Source organism: Arthrobacter sp. ok362, assembly GCF_900102785.1.
Taxonomy (GTDB): Bacteria; Actinomycetota; Actinomycetes; order Actinomycetales; family Micrococcaceae; genus Arthrobacter.
Window position 1 is genome coordinate 305,043 of record NZ_FNGC01000001.1, and the last position, 25,013, is coordinate 330,055.

Genomic DNA, 25,013 nt, shown 5'->3' on the forward strand with positions numbered 1-25,013 from the left:
CCGGGGCGAAAGCCATGGACGGTGCTGTGCCCAGTTCTTTGAGGAGCATCAATGTCCAACGCCTGGTCCTTCGAAACCCGCCAGATCCACGCCGGCCAGGAGCCGGACAGCGCCACCGGCGCGCGTTCCCTTCCGATCTACCAGACGACGTCGTTCGTGTTCCCCAGCGCCGAAAGCGCCGCGGACCGCTTCGCCCTCGCCGAACTCGCCCCCATCTACACCCGGATCGGCAACCCCACCCAGGACGCCGTCGAACAGCGCGTCGCCAGTCTTGAAGGCGGCCTCGCGGCCCTGCTGCTGAGCTCCGGCCAGGCCGCGGAGACGTTCGCGGTCCTGAACATCGCCGAGGCCGGGGACCACGTGGTGGCCAGCCCCAGCCTCTACGGCGGAACCTACAACCTGCTCGCCCACACGTTGAAGAAGTTCGGCATCTCCGTGACCTTCGTGGAGGACCCGGACAACCTGGAGCAGTGGCGCGACGCAGTCCGGCCCAACACCAAGCTGTTCTTCGGCGAAGTGGTCTCCAACCCCCGCCAGGACGTGCTGGACATCGAAGGCATCTCCGGCGTGGCGCACGAGGCCGGGGTCCCGCTGATCGTCGACAACACGCTCTCCACCCCGTACCTGATCCGGCCGATCGAGTGGGGTGCGGACATCGTTGTCCACTCCGCCACCAAGTACCTCGGCGGCCACGGCGCCGCGATCGCCGGCGTGATCGTGGACTCCGGCAACTTCGACTTCGGAAGGGACCCGGAGCGGTTCCCCGGCTTCAACACCCCAGACCCCACGTACAACGGCCTGGTCTATGCCCGCGACCTCGGTGCGGACGGCGCGCTGGGCGCGAACCTTTCCTACATCCTCAAGGCCCGCGTCCAGCTCCTGCGCGACCTCGGCTCCGCCGTGTCCCCGTTCAACGCGTTCCTCATCGCCCAGGGCATCGAAACGCTGAGCCTGCGCGTTGAGCGCCACGTGGCCAACGCCACCAAGGTGGCCCAGTGGTTGGAGGCAAGGGACGACGTCGAATCGGTCGCCTATGCCGGGCTGCCGTCCAGCCCCTGGTACGAGCGCGGCCGCAAGTACGGGCCCAAGGGGACCGGCGCCGTCGTGGCGTTCAACATCGCCGGGGGAGCCGAAGCCGGCAAGCGGTTCGTCGATGCCCTCGAACTGCACTCGCACGTGGCGAACATCGGCGATGTCCGTTCCCTGGTGATCCACCCGGCCTCGACCACCCACAGCCAGCTCTCGCCCGAACAGCAGACGATCGCGGGAGTGAATCCCGGGCTGGTGCGGCTTTCCGTGGGCTTGGAGCACATCGACGACATCCTCGCGGACCTCGACGCCGGATTCCGTGCGGCCAAGGGCGCCTAAGGACGCGCCGAATTCGCCGGAAACCGTCGAGGTCGCCGTAAAGCTCGGGCGAACTCGTCGGTTTCCGGCGGTCTCGGTGTGCTGAACGCCGGGCTGTCACATGGAAGTCACAATCTTCGTGATTTCCGCACCCTGTTTCGTAGACTCGTACCAGGTCATGAGTGCCAGTGACAGCCCCGGCTTGCTGGCCGGCAACCCTCCTTTTGCGGCGGGGTGCCCCGGGTGAAGACCTGGCCTGCCGGTCAGCTGACGGCAGGCAAGCGCGAAGTTAGGTCCTCACATGACGATTGCCGTCACCCGCACGGGTGTTCCCGAAACCAAGCCATCCCGCAACCCGGACGGGACCGTCCAGTACGTCAGGATCGGTGACCTGCAGCTCGAATCAGGGATTCCTCTGCCGGATGTGGTCCTGGCCTACGAGACGTGGGGGACCCTGAACGCTGACGCCTCCAACGCCGTCCTCATAGAACACGCCCTGACCGGCGATACGCACGTGACCCGCGGTGACAGCGAGGAGCCCGGGTGGTGGGAACAGCTCGCCGGCCCCGGGGCTCCCGTGGACACGGACAAGTACTTCGTTGTTTCAATCAACATCCTGGGCGGCTGCCACGGTTCCACGGGACCCTCCACGCCGGCCCCCGATGGGCGCCCCTGGGGATCGCGGTTCCCGCTCGTCACCCTGCGGGACACCGCCGCCGCCGAGGCGCGGCTGGCCGACGCCCTGGGCATCGGCAGCTGGTACGCCGTGCTGGGCGGATCCCTCGGCGGCGCGCGCGCCCTCGAATGGGCCGTCACGTTCCCCGCCCGGGTCCGGCGTTGCGCCGTAATTTCCGTCGGCGCCAGCAGCACAGCCGAACAGATTGCTTTCGCCCAGGCCCAGACCCTGGCCATCCGCCAGGACCCCCACTTCAACGGCGGAAATTACTACGGCGGCCCGGAACCCGAAGCAGGGCTCGCCCTCGCCCGCCGCATCGCGCACATCACCTATCGCTCCGCGGCCGAACTGGACGGCCGGTTTGGCCGCAACGCCCAGGAGTCCGAGGCGCCCATGGAAGCCGGATCGCTGGCCGGACGCGGGCGCTACCAGGTGGAAAGCTACCTGGACCACCAGGGCAGCAAGCTGGTCCGGCGCTTCGACGCGAACAGCTACATCGCCATTACCGAAGCCCTCATGAGCCACGATGTCTGCCGGGGCCGCGGAAGCCTCGGGGAGGCCCTGGCCCCGGCCACCGCCGAGTTCCTGGTGGCGGCCGTGGACTCGGACCGCCTGTATTTCCCGGCCCAGTCCCGTCAACTGGCCGAGGCCCTGCCGGGCGGCCCGGAACTGCACATCATTGAAGCGCCGATCGGCCACGACGGCTTCCTGACCGAAATCGGCCAGCTCAGCGGCCAGCTGCGGGAGACCTTCTTCGGCCACTAAGCACAACCGTTTGTGCATTTTTGCAGATGCGCTCTGCACTAATGGTCGTTGATGCCCGGGGCGGGAGCGTCCATACTCGTGGGGAATGACGCCCTGTGCCCGAAATCACAGGCGTCCTCAGCCCAATGGTCCACAGGGTGTCGATGGAGACGCCGAAGGAGTCACGATGAGTACGGAAAACGCCGCAAGGCGCGCAGAAGAAACTGACGTCAAAACGTCCGGCCTGAAGAAGGTGGTGGCGGCCTCCATGGCCGGCACCGTGGTGGAATGGTACGAATTCTTCCTCTATGCATCAGCGGCCACGCTGGTCTTTGGGAAGGCATTCTTCCCGAATTCGCAGACCGAACTGGACGGCATCCTCGCGGCGTTCCTCACATACGCCGTCGGCTTCGTCGCGCGCCCGATCGGCGGGATCGTCTTCGGCCACTTCGGCGACAAGTTCGGTCGAAAGCAGCTGCTGCAGGTGAGCATTATCCTGGTGGGCGTTGCCACCTTCCTGATGGGTTGCCTTCCCACCTTTGCGCAGATCGGCTATTGGGCCCCTGCGTTGCTGGTCTTCCTGCGCTTCGCCCAGGGCTTCGCCGTCGGCGGTGAATGGGGCGGCGCCGTCCTGCTCGTCGCAGAGCACAGCCCCAGCAAGTCCCGCGGTTTCTGGGCCAGCTGGCCGCAGTCTGCCGTTCCGCTGGGCAACCTCTTCGCAACCGCCGTGCTGTTCATCCTCTCCTCCGTCCTGTCCTCCGCGGACTTCCTCAGCTGGGGCTGGCGGGTCGCCTTCTGGCTCTCGGCCGTAATCGTGCTCATTGGCTACTACATCCGCACCAAGGTCAGTGACGCCCCGATCTTCCTGGAAGCACGCAAAGAGGTTGAGGCCGGCCACAAGGGCTATGGCGTTGCCGAGGTCTTCCGCCGCTACCCCCGCGGCGTGTTCACCGCCATGGGCCTGCGCTTCGCGGAGAACATCCTCTACTACCTCGTCGTCACGTTCTCCATCACCTACCTCAAGACGGTGGTCCATGCCGACACTGCTCGGATCCTGCTGCTCCTGCTCGTGGCGCACGTGGTCCACTTCGCCGTCGTGCCGATGGTCGGCAGGCTCTCGGACAGGCTGGGCCGCAAGCCCGTCTACATGGCAGGAGCCGTCCTTGGTGCAACCTGGGGCTTCTTCGCATTCCCGATGATGGACACCGGAAACGACCTGATCATCCTCGCCGCGGTCATCATCGGCCTGCTCTTCCACGCCCTGATGTACGCCGGTCAGCCGGCCATCATGGCGGAAATGTTCCCGACCCGCATGCGGTACTCGGGCGTTTCCCTCGGTTACCAGGTGACCTCGATCGTGGCCGGTTCGCTCGCGCCGATCATCGCCGTCGCGCTGCTGAGCCAGTACAAGTCCTCCGTCCCGGTAGCCATCTACCTCCTGATCGCCTGTGCGATCACCGCCGTCGCTGTGTTCTTCCTCAAGGAGACCCGCGGCATTTCGCTTCACGACGTCGACGCCGCCGACGCCCAGGGCACCGCGGACCTCCTCGCCGCCGGCCAGCGGTAATCCGTCCGAGGAAACACATTGTGGGGCAGACTGCCCGGGTCCGCGCACTGCGCAGACCCGGGCAGTCTGCGTTAATCCCGCGCAGCCTGCGTTAGTGCGGCGTGCGGCAATAAGTTGGGCTCAGGCGGACAACACGTCCTGGCGCTCCCGAATTTCGCCGCGGATTGCCTCCAGCACGGCACGGACGGGGGCCGAACGCAGCGACTCGGGCCGGGCCACTGCCCAGATGGGCAGCTGGCGCTGGAAGTCGTCCGGCAGGACGGGCAGGAAGCCGGACCGGCCCGCCACAAGGAAGTTGGGGAGCAGGCCTATCCCGGCGCCCCGCCGGACGGCCTCCAGCTGGGCGAAGACGCTGGTGGCCTGGAAGCTGGACCGCGGCACCGGCAGCTGCGTGGAGCGGTGGCCCAGCTCGGCCACCTGGAGCGCCGACTCCACGTAGGAGACGAAGCCGTGCTGCCGGACGTCATCGAGCGTTGCCGGAAGCCCGTGCTCCTGCGCATATCCGGGACTGGCGTACAGCCTGAGGAAATAGTTGCTCAGGAAGATGGCCTGGGGGTTTGCGGTGTCCATGTTGCCCACCACCACTTCCAAGTCCACGCCGGAGCGGTTTTGGCTCACCTTGCGTGTGGCGCTGAGCAGTTCGACGAAGAGCTGCGGATTCGCCCGCTGCAGCCGCACGAGCGCCGGGGCCAGGAATTCGGCGCCGAAGCCGTCCGGGGTGCTGATCCGGACAAGGCCGGAGACCACGTCGCCTGAGCGGGCAATGCTGCTGGACAAGGCACCAAGAGTGCCCTCGATGGCCTCCGCGGCCGCGACGGCCTGGCTGCCGAGTTCGGTCAGCTCCCAGCCGTGCGGACTGCGTTCCAGGGTCCTGCCGCCGAGCTGCTTGTCCAGGGCCAGGACGCGGCGGGAAATGGTGGTGTGGGTCGTGCCGAGCGTCTCCGCCACCGCGTTGAACCGGCCCAGCCGTGCCACGGTCAGCAGGATCAGCAGGTCATCGGGGCTTGGAAGCCGGCGCAAGTCCACTTTTGTCCCTTCTTCAGCGAGTGTGTCGTCAACGGATACGGAGCCAGCGCCACCGGTGTGCATCTGTGCACATGGCATCTGTGATTTTTTCCCTTGATTGCACTCTAGCAGGGGTGTGATGGTGGACACAGGGATGCCGGGGTTTCGGCTAACAGGTCGAAGCGCCCGGCAGCACATCAAGCAAAGGAGCTTAAGCCATGGCAGTCATCGCCTGGATCGGACTCGGAAACATGGGCGGGTCCATGTCCGTCAACCTCTCAAACGCCGGACATGAGGTCCGCGGCTTCGATCTCAACACCGCAGCCGTTGCCGCCGCCGAGGCCGGGGGAGTCAAGGCGGCCGGCAGCATCGCCGAGGCGGTTGCCGGCGCCGACGTCGTCTTCACCATGCTCCCCAAGGGCGAGCACGCCCGCGCCGTGTACCTGGGCGAGGACGGCGTGCTGGCCCACGCGGACACCCGCACCCTGCTGGTGGATTCCTCCACGATCGATATCGCCTCCGCCCAGGCCCTGCACGACGCCGCCGCTGCCGCCGGCTTCCGCTTCGTCGATGCGCCCGTCTCGGGCGGCATGAGCGGCGCAAAGGCCGCCACCCTGACGTTCATGATCGGCGGCGAGGCCGGCGCCGTTGCCGAGGCCACCGAATACATCCGCCCCATGGCAGCGAACATCATCCCCACCGGCGGTGCCACCACCGGCCAGGCCGCGAAGATCTGCAACAACCTTATGCTCTTCATCAACCTCGCCTCCACCGCCGAGGGCGCAGTCCTCGCCGACCGCCTCGGCCTGGACAAGCAGGTGTTCTGGGACATCGCGTCGGTCTCCTCCGGCGACAGCTGGGCGCTGCGCACCTGGTACCCGGTGGCCGGCGTCGTCCCCACCGCGGCCTCCAACCACGACTTCGCCCCGACCTTCACCACGGAGCTGGCGAACAAGGACATTGGCCTGGCCATCAGCGCCGCCCGCGACACCGGCACCCCGCTGGAGATCGGCGAACACGTCCAGCAGCTCTTCCAGCGGCTCATCGACTCCGGCCAGTCCGGCACGGACTGCTCCGCGATCGTCAAGCTCGTAGACGGCTCGCTCGACACCGCCAACTAGGCACCCCAGCTAGGCACCGCCAACCAACTTCGCACCACCTCCAGAAAGAGATCCACCCCATGGAACGCATTCCGCACTTCATCAACGGCGCCCTGATTTCCGACGCCGATCGCTTCGGACCCGTCTTCAACCCCGCCACCGGCGAGCAGGAGAAAGAGGTTGCCCTGGCTTCCGCCGCCCGCGTCGAGGAGGCGATCGAGGCCGCCCGTGCTGCCCTCCCCGGCTGGCGCGCCACCAGCCTGGCCAAGCGCACCACCATCTTCTTCAAGGTCCGTGAACTGCTCATGCAGCGCCGGCCCGAACTGGCAGCCCTCCTGACCAGCGAACACGGCAAGGTTCTCTCCGACGCCGAAGGCGAGATCACCCGCGGCCTGGAGAACATCGAATTCGCCACCGGCCTGTCCCACATGCTCAAAGGCGAGCGGTCCGAGCAGGTCTCCGGCGGCGTCGACGTCCACTCGGTGCGCCAGCCGGTCGGTGTGGTCGCCTGCATCACGCCGTTCAACTTCCCCGCCATGGTGCCGCTGTGGATGATCGGCAGCGCCTTGGCCTGCGGCAATACCGTGCTGCTCAAGCCCAGCGAAAAAGACCCGTCCTCCGCCATCTTCATCGCGCAGGTCTTTGCCGAGGCCGGCCTGCCCGCGGGTGTCCTCAACGTGGTCCACGGCGACAAAGAAGCCGTCGATGTCCTCCTGGAGCACCCTGCGGTGAAGGCCGTGAGCTTTGTCGGCTCGACGCCGATCGCCCAGTCCGTCTACAAGCGCGCCGCGGACCACGGCAAGCGCGTCCAGGCCCTGGGAGGTGCGAAGAACCACATGGTGGTCCTGCCGGACGCGGACCTCAACATGGCGGCCGACGCCGCCGTCTCGGGTGCCTACGGCTCCGCCGGGGAGCGCTGCATGGCAGTCAGCGTCCTGGTCGCCGTCGGCAACATCGCCGACGAACTCGTGGAGGCAATCAGCACCCGGATGGCCACGCTTACGATCGGCCCGGGCACGGACCCGGCCTCCCAGATGGGCCCGCTCATCACGGCCGCGCACCGCGACAACGTGGCCTCCTACGTCGCCGGCGCGGCCGATGAAGGCGCCACTGTGGTGGTGGACGGTCGCGACCAGGAGTTCGACTCCAACGGCTTCTTCCTCGGCGTCAGCCTGATCGACCACGTCAAGCCCGGCATGAAGGTCTACGACGACGAGATCTTCGGCCCCGTCCTCTCAGTGGTCCGCGTCGAGACGTACGCCGACGCCGTGAAGCTGGTCAACGACAACGAGTTCGGCAACGGCGTGGCCATCTTCACCCGCGACGGCGGCGCCGCCCGGCAGTTCGAGTTCGACGTCGAGGCCGGCATGGTGGGCGTCAACGTGCCCATCCCGGTGCCGGTGGGCACCTTCTCGTTCGGCGGCTGGAAGAATTCGCTCTTCGGCGACACCCACATGTACGGCCCGGAAAGCATCCGTTTCTACACCCGCGGCAAGGTTGTCACCACCCGCTGGCCGGACCCGTCCACCTCGGTGATCGACCTCGGCTTCCCCCAGGTGGACTGACCCCTCGTTGCCATCCGGCTCCGGGCTTAGAGTAGGCAGGCAGGGACAGCCACGATCCGGGAGGCACCATGACCACGCTCATCAACCGCCCCAACACGGCATTGCTCGTCGTCGATATGCAGGTCGGCGTCGTCGCGGAGGCCTACCGCCGCGACGACGTCGTCGCGACCATCGCCACCCTCGTGGACAGGGCGCGCGGTGCCGGAGTGGACGTCGTCTGGGTGCAGCACAACGGCGAGGAACTCCCGCGCGGCAGCGAAGCCTGGCAGTATGTGCCGGAGCTCGCGCGGCGCGATTCGGAGCCGCTCGTGGCCAAGGAGTACAGCGACGCCTTCGAGGCGACCGGCCTGGAGTCCGTGCTGGCCGACCGCGGCATCGGCCGCTTCTTCCTGGCCGGCGCGCAGACCGACGAGTGCATTCGCTCCACCCTCCACGGCGCGATCACCCGCGGCTACGATGTCATGCTGGTTGCCGACGCCCACACCACCGAGGACCTGACCGACTTTGGCGCGCCGCCACCGGAGCTGGTGGTGGCCCACACCAATCTGTACTGGCGGTACCACAAGGCCCCGGGACGGACGGCGGGAACGGTCAACGCGGCCGACGTCGACTTCGCTGACCCTGCAGGTTCCTAGCCCTTCATGATTTCAGCGCGCTGGGCCATGTAGTCCTCCATGGACAGCTTGCCGTCGCTGTACTGCTGGTCGAGTTCGGCGAGCTTGCGGGCCCGGTAGCCCTGCGGGGCCGACGGCGCCTGGGGAGTTTGCGGTGCCTGCGGCTGTCCTGCTGGCGGCGCCGGCTCGTTCCGCTGCGGCGGGTTGTTCAGGTACTCCGGGCTGTCCCCGTAGGGAACAGGGGACTGGTAGCCGGCCGGACCCGGGTACTGCTGACCGGGGTACTGCTGGTTGGGGTACGGCGGGTTGGGGTACGGCGGGTTGGGGTACGGCTCGTTGGCCGGTCCTGACTGCTTGGGAGCGCCCAGCTGGCCGAAGCCGCCAAAGTAGTCCTGCTGTGTGTAGCCATCCCGCGGCTGGTTGCTCTGGGTGCCAGGGAACTGGCCCAACTGTCCCGGCGTGCCCTGGTTCCGGCCGCGGACGGACCGGCGGTAGAGGCGCATTGCCACGGGAACCAGGAACGACAACACGATGATCCAGAAGAACATACTGCTCACGGTACGGGGCCTTTCAGCTGCTGGGCCTTCTCGTCTGCGGGCTCATCTGTAGGGCCGGAGAAGTGTTCCTCCAGCTTATGCCCCGCAGGCTCAGGACCGCAGCCTCAGGATCGTACGGCGTCCTCGGCGCCGGGTGGGCCTTCGCCGGAGCCGAGCGGAACGCCGGGACCGAACACCGGGCCGGCCAGGGGCCGCTTGGCCGTCACGCCGTCGCCCGAGGAGCGGTGCCGCAGCCGCCGCACCACCCAGGGGACAAAATACTCCTTGGCCCACACCAGGTCGCCGCTGCGCGCTTCGCGCCAACTGCGCTGTGGCAGCGGCTTGGGGGAGAGGGGCTGGAGGGTGTGCTGGACGTTCAGCGAGTCCAGCACCATGGCCGCGATCGTGTGGTGCCCCAGCGGTGAGAAGTGCAGCCGGTCAGCATTCCACATCTGTGGGTCATTGAGCTGGCGCAGGGACCACATGTCCGCGATCACGGCGTCGTGGCGCGCGGCGATCGTGCGCAGGTTCTCGTTGTAGATGGCCACCTTGCTGCGGATCCGGCCCAGCACCGTGGAACCGGTGTCCGGGCCGTTGAACAGGACCACGGTCGCGCCGCCGAGGCTCAGGATCTGCACCACCGAGTCCAGCTTTTCGGCCAGCACGTCCGGGTCACCGCCCGGGCGGATGAGGTCGTTGCCGCCGGCGGAGAGCGTGATGAGGTCCGGTTTGAGGGACAGGCAATGCGCCATCTGCTGGTCCACGATCTGCTGCAGGAGCCGGCCCCGGACGGCCAGATTAGCGTACGCGAAGTCGTTATGCCCGCGGCTGAGTTCCTCGGCGACCCGGTCTGCCCAGCCCCGGTGGCCGCCCGGGCTGGCCGGTTCCGGGTCGCCGATGCCTTCCGTGAAGGAGTCGCCCATGGCCACATAGCGGGTCCACGGGTGGGTTACGACGGTGTCCGCTGAATTCTCCATGGCTTCGGTATCGCCCACCTTCATATCCTGCACTGTTCCTGCAAAGCTACGCCACCGTAAGTTGTTACCGCCGAGTAACTGTAAGAATGGTTCCATGACGCAAGCCGAAGCCTTTCCCGCCCCCGTTGTCCTGTGGTCCAAGCCCGAGGAGGACCGCGCCGGCAAGCCGCTCCTGGTCCTGTTGCACGGCTACGGCGCAAACGAGCAGGACCTGCTCAGCCTGGCGGACATGCTTCCCGAGGACTTCGCGGTGGCCTCGGTACGGGCACCCCTTGTCACCGGCCCCGGCTTCACATGGTTCCCGCTGACAGCCTCCATCGACTATTCGCTCGACGCCGTCAAGGCGGCTTCGGGGTATGTGCAGGACTGGCTCGACGGCGTCAAGGCCAATCACCCGTCGGTGACGCTGCTGGGGTTCTCGATGGGCATGGCCATGGCCACCACGTTGCTGCGGCAGCGTCCCTCGGACTTTGCCGCCGTCGTCGGCCTGTCGGGGTTTGTCGTCGACGCCGGCGATGACCCCAGCTTCCGCGACGGCGAACTGGACGGCACCGTGCCGCTGTTCTGGGGCCGGGACCAGCAGGACCCGGTGATTACCGCGGACAAGATTGACTACACCATTGGCTGGGTCCGCAAGCACGTCAGGCTCACCAAGGTCCTTTACACGGGCATGTGGCACGGCATCAACCAGCAGGAAGTCGGCCACGTCTCGGAGTTCCTAACCCACGCCGTGCTCAACTCCAAGAAGTAGGCGCCCCAGTAGAAGTAGGCGCGCCCGGGCGGGCAGCTAGGAGGCGGCGGGCGCGCTGATCCGCACGGTCCGGGCGTTCACGGTGACGGTGTCGCCGTCGTGAAGCTGGCGGCCGCGGCGCTCGTCGATTTGGCCGTTGACCTTAACCAGCCCGTTCTTGATCAGTTCTGCGGCCTCCACGCCGTCCTCCACCAGATTCGCGAGCTTCAGCAGCTGGCCCAGCCGGATCATGCTGTCGCGGATGGTGATGTCTTCGATTTCCGGATTGCTCATACAAGCAATAATGCCTGACCAAAGGTGGCACCAATGACCCACAAGCCCCGGCTCCCGCTGATCGTGGGCCTGCCCATGGCCGTCGCGACGGGACTGTTCATCCCGGTCCAGGGCCGCATCAACGGCGCACTCGGGGTGGTGCTGGGCGACGGAATCGGGGCCGCCGTCGTCAGCTTCAGCACCGGACTGGTGGTGATGACGGCCATTTCGCTGGCACTGCCCAAAGGCCGGGCCGGGCTGGCACGGATCCTTCCGGCCGTGCGCGAACGGCAGTTTCCGCCCTTTTACGTGATGGCCGGCTGCATCGGGGCCTTCTTCGTCTTCGCCCAGTCCTTCACCGTGGGACTGCTCGGTGTCGCTCTCTTTACGGTGGCCGCCGTGACGGGGCAGACCCTCAGCGGCCTGCTGGTGGACCGGATGGGGATCGGTCCGGCGGGGAAGAGACCCATTACCGGCATCCGGGTGCTCGGCAGTGTGCTCACCGTCGCCGCCGTCGCCTGGGCGGTGTCGCCCAGGTTCAGCGCCGGGGAATCCGGGCTGCAGCTGCTTGTACCCGTGCTGCTTCCGCTCCTGGCAGGGTTCCTGATGAGTTTCCAACAGGCCATGAACGGCACCGCCACCGTGCACTACGGCACCCCGATCGCCGCGACGCTCGTGAACTTCATCGCCGGAGGCGCCCTGCTGTGGGCGGCCTGGCTGATCAAACTCGCCGTGGCCGGCACCGGCAACCCCCTGCCGGCGCAGTGGTGGTATTACCTTGGCGGCCCGCTCGGCTGCATCTTCATAGGCATCGGCGCCCTCCTGGTCCGCAGCCTGGGCGTGCTGGTCACCGGCCTCGGGATGATCGCCGGACAGCTGCTGGGGTCCCTCGGACTGGACCTGATATTGCCGGTGCCCGGAACGGTGATCGCGCTCCCAACAGTCCTCGGCACCGTGCTGACGCTCTGCGCCATCATCCTGGCCACCCTGCCCTGGCCCCGCGGCGCGCTGAAGCGGTAGCGGCCCGGTAGGCTTGGAGTTTGCATCGCACTGTTCGTTTCCCCCTTCCGGCTACCAGCCGGTGACCCGGGGCTGACACCGCGGACCGCACCCAGCGGCCCTGTAGAAAATTGGAGTTCCCATGGCAGCAAAATCCGTCCTCGACCAGATCATTTCCCTCGCCAAGCGCCGGGGATTCGTTTTCCAGGCCGGTGAAATCTATGGTGGCTCCCGTTCTGCCTGGGACTACGGCCCGCTCGGCGCCGAGCTCAAGGAAAACATCAAGCGCCAGTGGTGGCAGTCCGTGGTCCGCGGCCGCGAAGACGTCGTAGGCCTGGATTCCTCCGTCATCCTTCCCCGCCAGGTCTGGGAGGCCTCCGGCCATGTCGATGTCTTCTCCGACCCGCTGGTGGAGTGCCTGTCCTGCCACAAGCGCTACCGCGCGGACCACCTCGAGGAAGAGTACGAGGAGAAGAAGGGCCGTCCTGCCGAGAACGGCCTCAAGGACATCGCCTGCGCCAACTGCGGCACGCGCGGCCAGTGGACGGAGCCTCACGAATTCTCCGGCCTGCTCAAGACCTACCTCGGCCCCGTCGCCAGCGAGGAAGGCCTGCACTACCTGAGGCCCGAAACGGCCCAGGGCATCTTCGTGAACTTCGGCAACGTCCTGACCACGTCGCGGAAGAAGCCGCCGTTCGGCATCGGCCAGATCGGCAAGTCCTTCCGCAATGAGATCACGCCGGGCAACTTCATCTTCCGCACCCGCGAGTTCGAGCAAATGGAGATGGAATTCTTCGTCGAGCCCGGCACCGACGAGCAGTGGCACGAGTACTGGATGAAGGAACGCATGTCCTGGTACACGGGCCTGGGCATCCGCGAAGAGAACCTGCGCTACTTCGAGCACCCGCTGGACAAACTCAGCCACTACTCCAAGGGCACCACCGACATCGAATACCGGTTCGGCTTCCAGGGCTCGGAGTGGGGCGAGCTCGAGGGCATCGCCAACCGCACCGACTTTGACCTCTCCACCCATGCCAAGGCCTCCGGTGCGGACCTGAGCTACTTCAACCAGGCCACCAACGAGCGCTACACCCCGTACGTGATCGAGCCCGCCGCCGGCCTCACCCGCTCGTTCATGGCCTTCATGATCGATGCCTACACCGAGGACGAGGCCCCCAACGCCAAGGGCGGCGTGGACATCCGCACCGTGCTCAAGCTTGATCCGCGCCTGGCCCCGGTGAAGGCAGCTGTGCTGCCGCTGAGCCGCAACGAGGACCTGTCCCCGAAGGCCAAGGACCTCGCAGCCCAGCTGCGCAAGAGCTGGAACATCGAGTTCGACGACGCCGGCGCCATTGGCCGCCGCTACCGCCGCCAGGACGAGATCGGCACCCCGTTCTGCATCACCGTGGACTTCGAGACCCTGGACGACCAGGCCGTCACCATCCGCGAACGCGACACCATGAGCCAGGAACGCGTTTCCCTGGACAAGGTGGAGGGTTACTTGGCCGCCCGGCTGATCGGCGCCTGATCATGGCCATTGCATACCGGGAATGGCGCGACGGCGACGACCTCGCGCTGCTGGAAATCTGGGGCGGTCCCGAGACGGTCCAGGCCGGACAGTTCCGCGGCACGCTGGCGCCCTCGGGCAATTCCCCGTGGCGCCGCTGCATCGTGGCCGAGGACGTCGTGGACGGCGTCGCCATTCCCGTGGCGGCTGCCGTGGTCCACGCGGCCTCGCTGCACCCGGAACGGCTCTGGGCGTATGTCGAGGTCGCCCGGGACCACCGCCGCGCCGGCCTCGGGTCCACGCTGCTGACCATGCTCCGGCATGAGGCCGCCCAGGCGCCGTCGGGAGTCGCCAAGCTCCGCTGCAAGGTGGAGCCGGGCACCCCCGGGGCGGCGTTTGCCGAGGCCGCGGGCCTGGCCCCGATCCAGCGTTCCCGCCTGGTCGTCGTTGACCCGGCGCCGCTCAAGCTGCCGGTGTTCGGCGACGGTTCCGAGTCGGCGGCCACCGACCAGGTCGAAGACCTGGCCACGGGTTCGGTGGAGCTCAGCGACGTCGTGGGACGCTACTACACGGCGGTGCACGGCTGGGACAGCCCGGGGGAGTTGAGCGTCGCCATGGTGCAGCGCTTGTTCCTGGACGATCTCAGCGGCGCCCACGGAGCGATCGTGTTGCGGGCGCCGAAGGCCAGTGCCTTCGGGCACGGCATCGCGGCGAGCCGGAAGGGCCGGCTGGAGGGGTTCGCCATCAGCTACGCCCAGGGAATTCCGGGGGCCGACGCCGCCGACGGTGTCGGTGCTGCCGGCTCGGCCGGCCCTACTGGGCCTACTGAGGTGTTCCTCGGACACGAACCCACGCTCGACGCGGATCAAGCCCGGGCCGCCGTCCGGGACCTTCTGGCCCTGATCGCCTACCAGCACCCGGTGATGCTGGAACTGGACGACGCGATGACGGCCCTGCGCGCCGTCGTCGAACCGCTGTTCGAGAGCGGCAAAGCCCATGTCCAGGGCTCCGAAACGCTGGTCGTCTCCGACCCGGCGTAAGCCTTAACCCAACTGACCCGCAGTTGCGGCCGTTATGAAGCGTGATAACGGCCGCAGCTGCGGGTCAGTTTGCGTTTTTCCCAGTTAATGTCCAGCCCGGTTATTGTCCGGCACAGTTATTTGGGGATCGCCGGCGGCACGAAGTCGAAGGTCATGCCCAGCAGCCAGACGAGCAGCAGGACCACTGGCAGGTGGAAGATGAACTGCAGGAAAGTGAAGCCCACCAGGTCCCTGGCGCGCAGCCTCAGCACTGCGAGCAGCGGCAGCATGAAGAACGGGTTGACCAGGTTCGGCAGTGCCTCGGCGATGTTGTAGATCTGCACGGTCCAGCCGAGGTTCATGTTGACGTCCGTGGCGGCCTGCATCACGTACGGCGCTTCCACGAGCCATTTGCCGCCCCCGGACGGCACCAGGAGGCCCAGCAGGGCGGTGTACAGCGCAATGACGACGGCGAACGCGCCATTGCCGCCGATGTCCGAGAAGAACTCGGCCAGGTGCGCGGAGAGGGTCATCCCGCCGTTCCCGGTGGCCGTGGTCAGGATCGCGGCCATCGCGGCGTAGAGCGGGAACTGGACAAGGATTTCCGCGGTGGCAGGGACCGCCTTGGTAACCGCCTGCAGGAAGTTCCGCGGCGTCCCGTGCAGGACCAGGCCCAGGATGAGGAACACCAGCAGGTAGCCGTTGAGGCTGCTGACCACGCTGAGGAAAGGCTTGGTGAGGAACTGCGAGATGAGCCAGCCGAGCGTGAGGACGCCGGCCAGAATCGGCAGGACCTTGCTGTATTCGAGCCATTCGCCCGGCCGGGAACGCGGCGCGGGCTCGCTGGGTTCATCATCCAGGTCGACTCCGAGGTCCTCGGCGGTGCGGATCGAGCCGCCCTGGGGCGCAGAGAAGTGGGCAATCACGGTGGTGAGGGCCATCAGGATGGCCAGTGTCAGCAGCGACTGCCAGGTAATGATCGTGGTGCCGAAGTCCAGGATGCCGGTGATTTTCAGCAACGCTGGCGGCAGCGATGCGGCGGTGGCCTGCAGCTGCGCGGCGGAGGAGGACAACCCGAGCGCCCAGACGGCGCCGAGGCCCATGAAAGCGGCGGCGCCGAGTGCGCGGTAATCCACGGTCAGGTCCTTGCGGCGGGCAATGGCCCGTGCCAGCAGCCCGCCGAAGATCAGGCTGAGCCCCCAGTTGAGGAAGGAGACGGACATCGACATCAGCGCCACGAAGCTCACCGCGGTCCGTGCGGTTGACGGGATGAGGGCAAGCCTGTTGATCAGTTTCGCCACCGGCGGGGAGGTGGCCACGACGTAGCCGGTCAGGACCACCATGGCCATCTGCAGGGTGAAGGCTGTCAAGTCCCAGAAGCCGTTGCCGAACGAGTCAGCGATGGCCTGGAAACCAGGCTTATCGGCGTCTGGTACCTGCGCGCCGCGGACCGTCGGCCTCGTCGAGCCGGCGCCGTTCCTCCTCCGTCGGGGCGCCGCCGCCGAGCCCGGCCGGCATCCACCAGGCACCGGGCGCGGGCTCTAGGGGGAAGTCGGCGATGCCGGCGTCGATCCCGGCCTGGAGCGTCTTGGCCAGGCGCGCCGTGGCCGGCCGGGCGTCGTCGGCCGGGCCCGGGATCGAGCCCGGAAGGATCGGCTCGCCCACATGGATGCGGACCGGGGCACGCCAGGCGCGCCGCGGGGAGAAGGGGTGGTGGCGGGTCATCAGCCGGTGGGCGCCCCAGATGGAGACCGGGATGATCGGCACGCCGGCCTCGGCGGCCATCCGCACGGCACCGGTCTTGCATTCGCGCACCGTGAAGCTGCGGCTCACACCGGCCTCGGGCAGGACGGCGATGTACTCGCCCTCCCTCAGCCGGGCGACGGCGGCGTCGTAGGCGTGGGCTCCCGACCCGTACCCGACCACGACGTGCCCGGCAGCGCTGACCGCGGGCCCGGCAAACCAGTGGTCGGCGGCTCCCTGCGTGAGAAGGAAACGCAGCTGGGCCCGGTTGTGGCACCACAGCAGCATCTCGGCAAAGGCGAAGTCGAGGTAGCCGAAGTGCGTGATCGCGACCACGGCACCCTGGCCGGGCACCACCGGGCGGGAGGGGCCGCGGCGGCCAGGACTGCGGGCGGGAGCGCCTCGGGCTGAAGCATTGCGGGAATCGTTGAGCGGCCCGGGCTGGGGCAGGTGCTCCCGGCCTGTGATGAGGACGCGGATCCGGAACAGCCAGCGCAGAACCAGCCCGGTGCGGACGATGAAACGGTAGAAGCGGTCGCTGGGTTCCGGCCGCCACTTCATGGACCGCCAGCTCGGGGCAGGCCGGGCGTGTCCGGGGCCTCGCATGTCAGTGCCCGCCCACCCGCCGCCGGGGCGGCAAGGGCAGGAACCCGGAGGTGGATTCGATGTATTCCTTGTAACCGGGCCGTGCGGACATTGCCTTTTCTGTCAGCGGCTTGCCTGTCTTGCCGGCGAGAGTCCAGATCATCAGGGCGGGGGAGAGGATGGTCAGCACGCCCGGCCAGGAATCGGCGGCCACGAGGAAGAGCCCGGACCAGACGGCGGCGTCGCCAAAGTAGTTCGGGTGGCGGGTGTAGCGCCACAGACCGGTGTTGAGGACGGTGCCGCGCTTGGCGGGATCGGCCTTGAACTGCGTCAGCTGCCAGTCCCCGACCGTTTCGAACACGAAGCCAAGGATCCAGAGCAGGACGCCGAGGAAGGCAAGCCAGCCCAGGCTTCCGGTGGCGAACATGCCGACCTGGATGGTGAGTGAGACGAAGAACATCACCGCCCCCTGGGGCAGGTAGACCCGCCGCAGGGCGTAGACGTTGCGTGTTCGGGGTGCTGCGGAGAGCATGTCCACATAGCGCGGGTCCTCGTGGCCGCCCCGTGCACGGAGCCCGATGTGGACGGCGAGGCGGATGCCCCAGACGGCGACCAGGACAAGGAGCAGCAGCCGCCGGCCGGCGTCGCCGTATCCGGCGGAGAGCACCCAGGAGATGCCGGCCACCACCACGAAGCCGAGGCCCCAGACGGTGTCGATGATGGAGTGCCGGTTCTGCCGCACGGCAACCGCGAAGGTAACTGCCAGCAGGACCACGAGTCCCGCAACGACCCACGGCAGGCTGGAAAGGAAGGCATGAAGCGGGAACGGCGGCATCACAACACCACCGGGAGGGGTGTTCCGGCCGCTGGCAGGGCGCTGCGGAAGGCGTCTGTGGCGCCGGAGACATCGGCTCCCGTGGCCTCGCCGAAGGCATCCAAGACGAAGCCGTTGGCGAGGGAGTTCCACAGCCCCACCCGGGTAAGCATGAAATGCCCGGCACTCTTGAGGGAAACGTAGTCCACGGATTCCGCAACGCCCTCGGCGCGCCGGGCGTACGCGAGCGAGTTGGCGGGACTTGTCCAGTGATCCTCGGCGCCGTGGACAATCAGGACCCGGCGGCCAGCGACCGGTTGGACCGGGGTTTTGTGATTAATCCACGGGGCGAGTGCGACGACGGCCTCGACCTGCGGGTCGTCGGCCACGCACAGTGCCGTGAGACCGCCCATGGAGTGGCCCAGCAGGTACACCGGCACGCCGGGATGGTCCTGGCTGATCCGGGCGAGCGCCCAGCGGGCATCTTGAACGGGGGACATGTCCTCCCCGTTCCAGCCGCGGTACCGGTTGCGCAGGGTCCACACGGCCAGCCCGTGCCGGCCGCCCTGCCTGTGCAGTGCCCGGGCGAAGGGCCGCATCCGGGCCGGGCTCAGGTGCCGGCCGCGGACCGCGTCGTAGCTGTCGGCCCGCCCGCCGTGCAGGATCAAGACGACTGCGCGGGTCTCCCCGGCGGCTTCGGCGATTCTCAGCACGGCCTTGGCGGCAGGCCCGGAACGGGCCGCCCCCGGCTCGCGGTCGTCTAGTTTACGCATGGCCATGCGTGTGTCCTTCCGTCCTTCGTCCGTCAATAACCAACCCTAGGTTGCAACCTCCGCCCGTCAAGGCAGATGGTGCCTAGTGTGGATTCGGAGCCGGCGCCCCCGGTGATGGGTGCGGCCGGCATTGGGCCCCTTGACGGGGGAAGCCCCGGTCGCGGAAAACTACGGGCCGAACTACAAGCCGCTGCTGGAAGTCAAAGCCAAGTACGATCCGCAGAACCTTTTTCACGTGAACCAGAACATCGCGCCCGCATAACCTGGACGTCCGGCCGGCACGCCGGCACGCCGGCACACCGGGGCACCGGGGCACGCCGGACGTGCACGGCGTGCCCCGTCATCCGTCGAGGGCGGCCCCGCCCACGCCGTAAGGTTTTCGGCATGAGGTTGAACTGCTGATGGGCGCCGGACACTCGCATTCCCACACCGAACATCCGGAGCCGACACCACGCATGCTGGCGGCACGGAGGAAGGCCAACTGGATCCTGGCTGGCATCCTGATCCCGCTGACGCTGCTGACCCTGGCGGCCATGGCCTTCATGTGGCCGTCGGGAAGCAAGGACGGCATCACCCTGGCCAGCCCCTATGCGGCGGCCCCGGGCGTGACGTTTGACACCGGCAAGATCCAGCGGGTCGCCGTCGGCAGCTGCTCGGATGCCCAGGCAAGCGGTGACGCCACCGCGCAGCCCCCGAACGAGGGTTCGCAATGCACTTTCGCCTACACCGAGCCGGACAAGGGCGGCAACCCGGTAAAGGTGGTCATCAACCCTGACGTCGCGAAGTCCCACGGCGTGAAGCCCGGGGACGACATCCGCTACCTGAATCTCTCCAAGGTGCAGGGCGCCGCCGGCCAGGGCGCGCCGGCCTATGTCTTCGTCGACTTTGTCCGGACACTGCCCATCATCTTCCTGGCGGTGCTCTACGCCGTCGTCGTGATCGCGGTGGCGCGCTGGCGCGGCCTGCGGGCGCTGATCGGACTTGTCGGCGCGTACGTCGTGCTTGTTTCGTTCATGCTGCCCGGGCTGGTCGAGGGAAAGCCGCCGCTGCTCCTGGCGCTCGTGGGGTCCACGGTGATCATGATCGGCGTGCTGTACTTCGCCCACGGCTTCTCCGCCCGCACGTCGACGGCGCTGCTCGGGACGATGTTTGGCCTCGCGATCACCGCGCTGCTGGCGGCCTGGGCCACCGACGCCGCGAACCTCGCCGGCGTGGGCAGCCACGACGCCGCCACCCTCACCAACATTTCGGACAACATCTCAATCTCCGGCATCATCCTGTGCGGGCTGATCATTTCCGGTCTCGGCGTGCTGAACGACGTCACCATCACGCAGTCGTCGGCAGTCTGGGAACTGTGGGAACTCGCCCCCGAAACCAGTGCCCGGCAACTCTTCACGTCCGCGATGCGGATCGGCCGGGACCACATCGCCTCCACGGTCTACACCATCGCGTTTGCCTACGCCGGCGCGGCCCTGCCGGTCCTGATCCTGGTCATGCTCTACGAGCGGCCCCTCGGGGACGCCCTCACCAGCGCGGAACTCTCCGAGGAAGTCATCCGCACCTTGGTCGGTTCAGTGGGGCTCGTCCTCGCCGTGCCGGTCACCACCCTCATCGCCGTGCTGGTGGTCAAGGCCACCGGAATCAGGGACAGCGCGGTCAAGGCCGGCGCGCCTGCGGTCGGCGCGCCCGACTGGGTCGGGTCCGACGCCGGCGCCGCGCTCGCAGGCGTGGCGGCCGACGGCGGCTCGTCTGCAGTCGGCCAGCCCGACTGGAGCGCGCCAGACGACGCCGGTGCCGGTCCTGCGACACGCCGCGGGCGGCGTGCCGCCCTGCGCGGCTGACGCGGACCCTGCGGCACCCGAAAGGTTCCACATAACCGGGCATTTCCACATAGCCGGAGCCGGACCGGGCCGATTTGCCCGTCTTTGAGACAATGGTCGGGTGACTGTTGTAGCAACGCCTCCCGCCCCCAAGCTGGAACTCCCGCCCCTGAAGCTGGGCCCGATCACGGTGGACACCCCCGTGATCCTGGCTCCCATGGCGGGTATCACCAACTCCGCCTTCCGCAGGCTGTGCCGTGAATACGGCGGCGGCCTGTATGTGGCGGAGATGGTCACCTCGCGCGCCCTCGTGGAGCGCACGCCGGAATCGCTGCGCATCATTTCGCACGACGACGACGAGAAAGTCCGCTCCGTCCAGCTCTACGGTGTGGACCCGGTGACCGTCGGCCAGGCCGTCCGCATGCTGGTCGAGGAGGACCGGGCCGACCACATCGACCTCAACTTCGGCTGCCCCGTGCCCAAGGTGACCCGGCGCGGCGGCGGCTCGGCCCTGCCGTGGAAGATTGACCTCTTCACCTCGATCGTCCAGACCGCGGTGAAGGAAGCCTCCAGGGGCAACGTCCCGCTGACCATCAAGATGCGCAAGGGCATCGACGAGGACCACCTGACCTACCTCGACGCCGGCCGGATTGCCCGCGATTCCGGCGTCGCCGCCGTCGCACTGCACGGCCGCACGGCCGCACAGTTCTATTCCGGCCAGGCCGACTGGTCCGCCATTGCCCGGCTGCGCGAGGCCCTGCCGGACATTCCCGTCCTCGGCAACGGAGATATCTGGTCCGCCGAAGACGCGGTCCGGATGGTCCGCGAAACAGGTGTGGACGGCGTCGTCGTCGGCCGCGGCTGCCAGGGCAGGCCCTGGCTGTTCGGCGATCTCATGGCCGCGTTCGAAGGCAGCGACCAGCGCCACCGGCCGGATCTGCGCCAGGTGGCCGAAAGCGTGTACCGGCACGCCGAGCTCATGGTCGAGACGTTCGGGGACGAGGGCAAGGCCCTGCGCGAAATCCGCAAGCACATTGCCTGGTACTTCAAGGGCTACGTGGTCGGCGGCGAACTGCGGACCAAGCTGGCTCTCGTCACCAGCCTCGAGGTGCTGCGCGGGACCTTGGACCAGCTGGACCTCGACTCGCCGTATCCCGGGGTCGACGCCGAGGGCCCGCGCGGCCGCGCCGGCTCTCCGAAAAAGCCTGCGCTGCCGAAGGACTGGCTGCTGAACCGGACGCTGGATGACGCGCAGACCCGCGACATCTCCTTCGCCGAACTGGATGTCTCCGGTGGCTGAGACCCGGACCACCGCCCCCGTCCTGGACGGCTACACCGCCCGCGACTGCGCCCGATGGGTCGAAGAGCCGCCCAAGAGCACCTACCGTTCGGACTTCGAGCGCGACCGTGCGAGGGTCCTGCACTCCTCGGCGCTGCGCCGGCTCGGGGCGAAGACCCAGGTGGTGGCGCCGGATACTGACGACTTCGTCCGGACCCGGCTCACCCACAGCCTCGAAGTTGCCCAGGTGGGCCGCGAGCTGGGCCGCGCGCTCGGCTGCGACCCCGACGTCGTGGACACCGCGTGCCTCAGCCATGACCTCGGCCACCCGCCCTTCGGCCACAACGGCGAAGCGGCCCTCAACGAGGTGGCCCATGGGATCGGCGGCTTCGAGGGCAACGCCCAGACGCTGCGGCTGCTGACCCGGCTGGAGCCAAAGGTTCTTGCCGCCGACGGCCGGCCGGCCGGCCTGAACCTGACCCGGGCGAGCCTCGATGCCGCCGCCAAGTACCCCTGGTCCGCCGTGAACGCGCCGGTCATCCACGGGGAGCGCACCAGCAAGTTCGGCGCCTACGAGGACGACCTCCCCATTTTCGACTGGATCCGCGACGGCGCCCCGGAACGCCGGTCCTGCCTCGAAGCGCAGGTCATGGACCTGGCGGACGATATCTCCTACTCGGTGCACGACGTCGAGGACGCGATCGTCGCAGGCCACTTCCAACTGCGCTGGATGGACAACCCGGACCACCGCGCCCGCGTCGTCGGCTACGCCAAGCAGTGGTACCTGCCGCACAACGACCCCGCCGCGATCGACGCCGCATTGGCCCGGCTGGAGGCCACGGACGTCTGGGTGCGCGAGGCCGACGGCAGCCGCAAGGCCATGGCGGCGCTCAAGGACATGACCAGCCAGCTCATCGGCCGCTTCTGCCAGAGTGCGCTGGAGGCCACGCGCACTGTTTACGGCCCGGAGAACCTGACCCGCTACAACGCGGAGCTGATCGTCCCGGATGAGACCGTCATGGAAATCGCGGTGATGAAGGGCCTGGCCACCACCTTCGTGATGACCACCGAACACCGGCAGCCCATCTACGAGCGCCAGCGCGAGGTCCTGCATGCCCTCGTCACCGCGCTCAGCGCCACGGGGGACCGCCACCTGGAGCCCATGTTCGCCGCCGACTGGCTCGATGCCGCGGACGACGCCGCGCGGCTGCGTGTGGTCATCGATCAGGTCGCCTCGCTGACGGACGGCTCGGCGCTGGCCATGTACGAGCGCCTCGTGGGCAGCCTGCCGTCGCTGTGGTGACCGCCACCGTGGCCGGCCCGTCGGCGTCGTACCCGGGGACTAGGATGGCACTGTGGCCGGCTTGATCAAACGCGAAGACATCGATGAAGTACGCCAGCGCACTGACATCAAGGAAGTCGTCGATGGCTATGTGACGCTCAAGGGAGCCGGGCTGGGGTCCTACAAGGGCCTGTGCCCCTTCCACGACGAGCGCTCACCCTCCTTCACGGTCCGCCCCCAGGTTGGCCGGTACCACTGCTTTGGCTGCGGGGAGGACGGCGACGTGATCTCCTTCGTCCAAAAGCTGGACCACACCACCTTCCACGAGGCCGTGGAAAAGCTGGCCCACCGGATCGGTTTCGAACTCCATTACGAGGACGGCGGCTCCGGGCCCAACCGGGAGGACATCGGCCGGCGCCAGCGGCTGCTGGACGCGCACAAGGTGGCCGACGAATTCTTCCGTGCCCAACTGATCACCCCTGGCGCGGCGGAGGGCCGCAACTTCCTCTACGGACGGGGCTTTGACCGTGCGGCGGCGGAACAGTTCGGTGTGGGCTACGCGCCGCAGGGCTGGGACTCGCTGCTCAAGCACCTCCGCGGCCGCGGCTACACCGATGCGGAACTCAAGCTCACGGGCATGTTCTCCGAAGGCAACCGGGGCATCTACGACCGGTTCCGCGGCCGCCTGATGTGGCCCATCCGGGACATTGCCGGGGACACCATCGGCTTCGGCGCCCGCAAGCTCTACGAGGACGATCAGGGCCCGAAGTACCTGAACACCCCCGAAACCGCGCTCTACAAGAAGTCCCAGGTTCTCTACGGAATCGACCTCGCCAAGCGCAGCATCGCCAAGGACCGCCAGCTGGTGGTGGTGGAAGGCTATACGGACGTCATGGCCTGCCATCTGGCCGGCATTCCGACGGCGGTGGCCACGTGCGGCACCGCCTTCGGCACCGAGCACATCAAGATCGCCCGCCGGCTGCTCTCCGACGACGGCAGCGGGGGAGAGGTCATCTTCACCTTCGACGGCGACGCCGCCGGCCAGAAGGCGGCACTGCGCGCCTTCGAAGAGGACCAGCGGTTTGTCGCGCAAACTTTCGTGGCGGTGGAACCCAGCGGCGCAGACCCCTGCGAGCTCCGCCAGTCCAAGGGCGACTCCGCGGTCCGGGACTTGATCGGGAGCCGTCGGCCGCTGTTCGAGTTCGCCATCCGCGCCACCCTGAAGCGGCACAACCTGGACACCGTTGAGGGCCGGATCGCGGCCCTGCGTGAATCCGCGCCTGTGGTGGCGCAGATCCGCGACGCCGGCATCCGGCCGGCCTATGCCCGGGAACTCGCCGGCTGGCTGGGGATGCCGGTCGAGGAGGTCAGCAGGGCTGTCGGTGCGGCCACCAAGCGTGCCGCGCAGGCTGCCTCGGCGCCGCCGGGCGGCGGCCAGGGCCATGGGCAGGGCGGCGGGCAGGGACACACCGGGTCCGGCCGCGGTCTTGCCGGGACGGGGCCGGGCGTTGCCCCCTTGCCGCCGTCGGCCGTGCTCCCGTCCTTCAACCGGCCTGATCCCCGGGACCCCGTGGCGGCGATGGAGCGCCAGGCGCTCGAGGTCGCGCTGCAGGAACCCGGCATGCTCGAGGGCGAGACGTGGCAACGCTTCTCGGAAGCGCGGTTCTCCACGCCCGCCTATCTCGCCATCCACGAGGCCATCCGGGCCACCGGACTCGGGTTTGCCGGGGATCCGGTGCGCTGGGTGGAGCAGTTGCTGCAGGAGGTCCCTGAGCCGCTGCGCCCGCTTGTGTCCGAACTCGCGGTGGTGCCGCTGCCGGCCAACACGCCCGAAGGTGTGCTGCGCTACTGCAAGGACATTCTCGCGCGTTTGTTCGAGCTCCAGATCACCCGGGTCAAGGCCGAGAAGATGGGCCAGTTGCAGCGTCTGGACGCCTCGGCCGATCCCGAGGAATTCCAGCGGCTGAATCGCGAACTCATGCAACTTGAGATGCAGCGGCGGTCCCTGCGCTCGGACGCCTGAGCCGCCGATTTCGTTTCCCGGGCTGGTGTTTGCTA

At 67.9% G+C, this 25,013-nt stretch carries 23 protein-coding genes and 1 riboswitch; of the genes, 15 read left to right on the top strand and 8 right to left on the bottom strand.

Features of this window, described 5'->3' with window-relative positions:
- Positions 1-51: 51 nt before the first annotated feature.
- From BLQ10_RS01285 to BLQ10_RS01295, 3 genes are all read left to right on the top strand, one after another.
- The gene (locus BLQ10_RS01285) at positions 52-1,368 is read left to right on the top strand and encodes a bifunctional o-acetylhomoserine/o-acetylserine sulfhydrylase (RefSeq protein ID WP_091557393.1); all 1,317 of its coding nucleotides are present in this window, start codon (positions 52-54) and stop codon (positions 1,366-1,368) included.
- A 153-nt stretch (positions 1,369-1,521) separates the two neighbouring features.
- Positions 1,522-1,637: riboswitch (SAM riboswitch) on the top strand.
- A gap of 11 nt (positions 1,638-1,648) precedes the next feature.
- Positions 1,649-2,788, top strand: a complete 1,140-nt coding sequence (locus BLQ10_RS01290; RefSeq protein WP_091557395.1) for a homoserine O-acetyltransferase MetX — start codon at positions 1,649-1,651, stop codon at positions 2,786-2,788.
- A 166-nt stretch (positions 2,789-2,954) separates the two neighbouring features.
- Complete coding sequence (locus BLQ10_RS01295) at positions 2,955-4,334, top strand: MFS transporter (protein ID WP_091557397.1); 1,380 nt, start codon at positions 2,955-2,957, stop codon at positions 4,332-4,334.
- 120 nt (positions 4,335-4,454) lie between these two features.
- Here the strand turns inward: BLQ10_RS01295 and BLQ10_RS01300 are convergent, their stop codons facing one another.
- A complete protein-coding gene (locus BLQ10_RS01300) occupies positions 4,455-5,354 on the bottom strand; it encodes a LysR family transcriptional regulator (protein ID WP_091557931.1) in 900 nt (299 codons plus the stop codon).
- A 203-nt stretch (positions 5,355-5,557) separates the two neighbouring features.
- Between BLQ10_RS01300 and mmsB the strand changes: the two genes are divergently transcribed.
- The 3 genes from mmsB (at position 5,558) to BLQ10_RS01315 (ending at position 8,639) form a co-directional block, all read left to right on the top strand.
- Positions 5,558-6,460: a 3-hydroxyisobutyrate dehydrogenase gene (mmsB, locus tag BLQ10_RS01305; RefSeq protein WP_091557400.1), complete on the top strand. Its 903-nt coding sequence runs from the start codon at positions 5,558-5,560 to the stop codon at positions 6,458-6,460.
- 59 nt (positions 6,461-6,519) lie between these two features.
- The gene (locus tag BLQ10_RS01310) at positions 6,520-8,004 is read left to right on the top strand and encodes a CoA-acylating methylmalonate-semialdehyde dehydrogenase (protein WP_091557402.1); all 1,485 of its coding nucleotides are present in this window, start codon (positions 6,520-6,522) and stop codon (positions 8,002-8,004) included.
- A gap of 68 nt (positions 8,005-8,072) precedes the next feature.
- On the top strand, positions 8,073-8,639 hold the full coding sequence (locus BLQ10_RS01315) for an isochorismatase family protein (RefSeq protein ID WP_091557405.1): 567 nt from the start codon (positions 8,073-8,075) through the stop codon (positions 8,637-8,639).
- Here BLQ10_RS01315 and BLQ10_RS01320 read toward each other — a convergent pair.
- Complete coding sequence (locus tag BLQ10_RS01320) at positions 8,636-9,166, bottom strand: hypothetical protein (protein WP_254785358.1); 531 nt, start codon at positions 9,164-9,166, stop codon at positions 8,636-8,638. The two genes, BLQ10_RS01315 and BLQ10_RS01320, sit on opposite strands and share 4 nt — an antisense overlap.
- Before the next feature lie 113 nt (positions 9,167-9,279).
- Entirely contained in the window at positions 9,280-10,131 is an 852-nt protein-coding gene (locus BLQ10_RS01325; protein ID WP_091557933.1) for an SGNH/GDSL hydrolase family protein, read from the bottom strand.
- Positions 10,132-10,225: 94 nt separating this feature from the next.
- Here BLQ10_RS01325 and BLQ10_RS01330 point away from each other — a divergent pair, with 94 nt between their 5' ends.
- Entirely contained in the window at positions 10,226-10,882 is a 657-nt protein-coding gene (locus BLQ10_RS01330; protein ID WP_091557411.1) for an alpha/beta hydrolase, read from the top strand.
- A gap of 36 nt (positions 10,883-10,918) precedes the next feature.
- Here BLQ10_RS01330 and BLQ10_RS01335 read toward each other — a convergent pair whose 3' ends face one another.
- Positions 10,919-11,155, bottom strand: a complete 237-nt coding sequence (locus BLQ10_RS01335) for an RNA-binding S4 domain-containing protein (RefSeq protein WP_091557413.1) — start codon at positions 11,153-11,155, stop codon at positions 10,919-10,921.
- Between the two features lie 33 nt (positions 11,156-11,188).
- On the opposite strand from BLQ10_RS01335, the gene BLQ10_RS01340 reads away from it, so the two are divergent.
- From BLQ10_RS01340 to BLQ10_RS01350, 3 genes are all read left to right on the top strand, one after another.
- A complete protein-coding gene (locus BLQ10_RS01340) occupies positions 11,189-12,154 on the top strand; it encodes a DMT family transporter (RefSeq protein WP_091557416.1) in 966 nt (321 codons plus the stop codon).
- A 121-nt stretch (positions 12,155-12,275) separates the two neighbouring features.
- Entirely contained in the window at positions 12,276-13,661 is a 1,386-nt protein-coding gene (locus BLQ10_RS01345) for a glycine--tRNA ligase (RefSeq protein ID WP_091557417.1), read from the top strand.
- A 2-nt stretch (positions 13,662-13,663) separates the two neighbouring features.
- A complete protein-coding gene (locus tag BLQ10_RS01350; RefSeq protein WP_091557420.1) occupies positions 13,664-14,680 on the top strand; it encodes a GNAT family N-acetyltransferase in 1,017 nt (338 codons plus the stop codon).
- Between the two features lie 116 nt (positions 14,681-14,796).
- Here the strand turns inward: BLQ10_RS01350 and BLQ10_RS01355 are convergent, their stop codons facing one another.
- The 4 genes from BLQ10_RS01355 to BLQ10_RS01370 are packed head-to-tail and all read right to left on the bottom strand — an operon-like array spanning position 14,797 to position 18,574.
- Positions 14,797-16,188 carry a short-chain fatty acid transporter gene (locus BLQ10_RS01355; RefSeq protein ID WP_302847268.1) on the bottom strand — a complete coding sequence of 464 codons (1,392 nt, stop codon included), beginning with the start codon at positions 16,186-16,188 and terminating at the stop codon, positions 14,797-14,799.
- A complete protein-coding gene (locus tag BLQ10_RS01360; RefSeq protein ID WP_091557422.1) occupies positions 16,079-16,963 on the bottom strand; it encodes a lysophospholipid acyltransferase family protein in 885 nt (294 codons plus the stop codon). The genes BLQ10_RS01355 and BLQ10_RS01360 overlap by 110 nt, the downstream gene beginning before the upstream one ends.
- Before the next feature lie 46 nt (positions 16,964-17,009).
- Entirely contained in the window at positions 17,010-17,822 is an 813-nt protein-coding gene (locus BLQ10_RS01365; RefSeq protein WP_091557425.1) for a DUF1295 domain-containing protein, read from the bottom strand.
- Positions 17,822-18,574 (bottom strand): alpha/beta hydrolase, encoded by a 753-nt coding sequence (locus BLQ10_RS01370; RefSeq protein WP_091557936.1) that lies wholly within the window; start codon positions 18,572-18,574, stop codon positions 17,822-17,824. The genes BLQ10_RS01365 and BLQ10_RS01370 overlap by 1 nt, the downstream gene beginning before the upstream one ends.
- 139 nt (positions 18,575-18,713) lie before the next feature.
- Between BLQ10_RS01370 and BLQ10_RS01375 the strand changes: the two genes are divergently transcribed.
- The 5 genes from BLQ10_RS01375 to dnaG all read left to right on the top strand — a co-directional run bounded on the left by BLQ10_RS01375 (position 18,714) and on the right by dnaG (position 24,978).
- A complete protein-coding gene (locus BLQ10_RS01375) occupies positions 18,714-18,836 on the top strand; it encodes a BBE domain-containing protein (protein WP_254785344.1) in 123 nt (40 codons plus the stop codon).
- Between the two features lie 139 nt (positions 18,837-18,975).
- On the top strand, positions 18,976-20,415 hold the full coding sequence (locus BLQ10_RS01380; RefSeq protein ID WP_091557426.1) for a YibE/F family protein: 1,440 nt from the start codon (positions 18,976-18,978) through the stop codon (positions 20,413-20,415).
- Positions 20,416-20,515: 100 nt separating this feature from the next.
- Positions 20,516-21,694, top strand: coding sequence for a tRNA dihydrouridine synthase DusB (gene dusB, locus BLQ10_RS01385; protein ID WP_091557429.1), 1,179 nt, complete (start codon positions 20,516-20,518; stop codon positions 21,692-21,694).
- Positions 21,678-22,976, top strand: coding sequence for a deoxyguanosinetriphosphate triphosphohydrolase (locus BLQ10_RS01390; RefSeq protein WP_175558432.1), 1,299 nt, complete (start codon positions 21,678-21,680; stop codon positions 22,974-22,976). Before dusB ends, BLQ10_RS01390 begins: the two co-directional genes overlap by 17 nt.
- A gap of 52 nt (positions 22,977-23,028) precedes the next feature.
- Positions 23,029-24,978 (top strand): DNA primase, encoded by a 1,950-nt coding sequence (gene dnaG / locus BLQ10_RS01395; RefSeq protein ID WP_091557434.1) that lies wholly within the window; start codon positions 23,029-23,031, stop codon positions 24,976-24,978.
- The last annotated feature ends 35 nt before the right edge of the window (positions 24,979-25,013 follow it).

Bases quoted from the DNA above. Each gene is read 5' to 3' on its own strand.
- BLQ10_RS01390 (WP_175558432.1), top strand. From the start codon at position 21,678: ATGTCTCCGGTGGCTGAGACCCGGACCACCGCCCCCGTCCTGGACGGC.
- BLQ10_RS01325 (WP_091557933.1), bottom strand. From the start codon at position 10,131: ATGGAGAATTCAGCGGACACCGTCGTAACCCACCCGTGGACCCGCTAT.
- BLQ10_RS01295 (WP_091557397.1), top strand. From the start codon at position 2,955: ATGAGTACGGAAAACGCCGCAAGGCGCGCAGAAGAAACTGACGTCAAA.
- BLQ10_RS01310 (WP_091557402.1), top strand. From the start codon at position 6,520: ATGGAACGCATTCCGCACTTCATCAACGGCGCCCTGATTTCCGACGCC.
- BLQ10_RS01320 (WP_254785358.1), bottom strand. From the start codon at position 9,166: ATGTTCTTCTGGATCATCGTGTTGTCGTTCCTGGTTCCCGTGGCAATG.
- BLQ10_RS01335 (WP_091557413.1), bottom strand. From the start codon at position 11,155: ATGAGCAATCCGGAAATCGAAGACATCACCATCCGCGACAGCATGATC.
- BLQ10_RS01345 (WP_091557417.1), top strand. From the start codon at position 12,276: ATGGCAGCAAAATCCGTCCTCGACCAGATCATTTCCCTCGCCAAGCGC.
- BLQ10_RS01340 (WP_091557416.1), top strand. From the start codon at position 11,189: ATGACCCACAAGCCCCGGCTCCCGCTGATCGTGGGCCTGCCCATGGCC.
- BLQ10_RS01365 (WP_091557425.1), bottom strand. From the start codon at position 17,822: ATGCCGCCGTTCCCGCTTCATGCCTTCCTTTCCAGCCTGCCGTGGGTC.
- BLQ10_RS01370 (WP_091557936.1), bottom strand. From the start codon at position 18,574: ATGCGTAAACTAGACGACCGCGAGCCGGGGGCGGCCCGTTCCGGGCCT.
- BLQ10_RS01315 (WP_091557405.1), top strand. From the start codon at position 8,073: ATGACCACGCTCATCAACCGCCCCAACACGGCATTGCTCGTCGTCGAT.
- mmsB (WP_091557400.1), top strand. From the start codon at position 5,558: ATGGCAGTCATCGCCTGGATCGGACTCGGAAACATGGGCGGGTCCATG.
- BLQ10_RS01380 (WP_091557426.1), top strand. From the start codon at position 18,976: ATGGGCGCCGGACACTCGCATTCCCACACCGAACATCCGGAGCCGACA.
- BLQ10_RS01290 (WP_091557395.1), top strand. From the start codon at position 1,649: ATGACGATTGCCGTCACCCGCACGGGTGTTCCCGAAACCAAGCCATCC.
- BLQ10_RS01285 (WP_091557393.1), top strand. From the start codon at position 52: ATGTCCAACGCCTGGTCCTTCGAAACCCGCCAGATCCACGCCGGCCAG.
- BLQ10_RS01330 (WP_091557411.1), top strand. From the start codon at position 10,226: ATGACGCAAGCCGAAGCCTTTCCCGCCCCCGTTGTCCTGTGGTCCAAG.
- BLQ10_RS01360 (WP_091557422.1), bottom strand. From the start codon at position 16,963: ATGAAGTGGCGGCCGGAACCCAGCGACCGCTTCTACCGTTTCATCGTC.
- BLQ10_RS01350 (WP_091557420.1), top strand. From the start codon at position 13,664: ATGGCCATTGCATACCGGGAATGGCGCGACGGCGACGACCTCGCGCTG.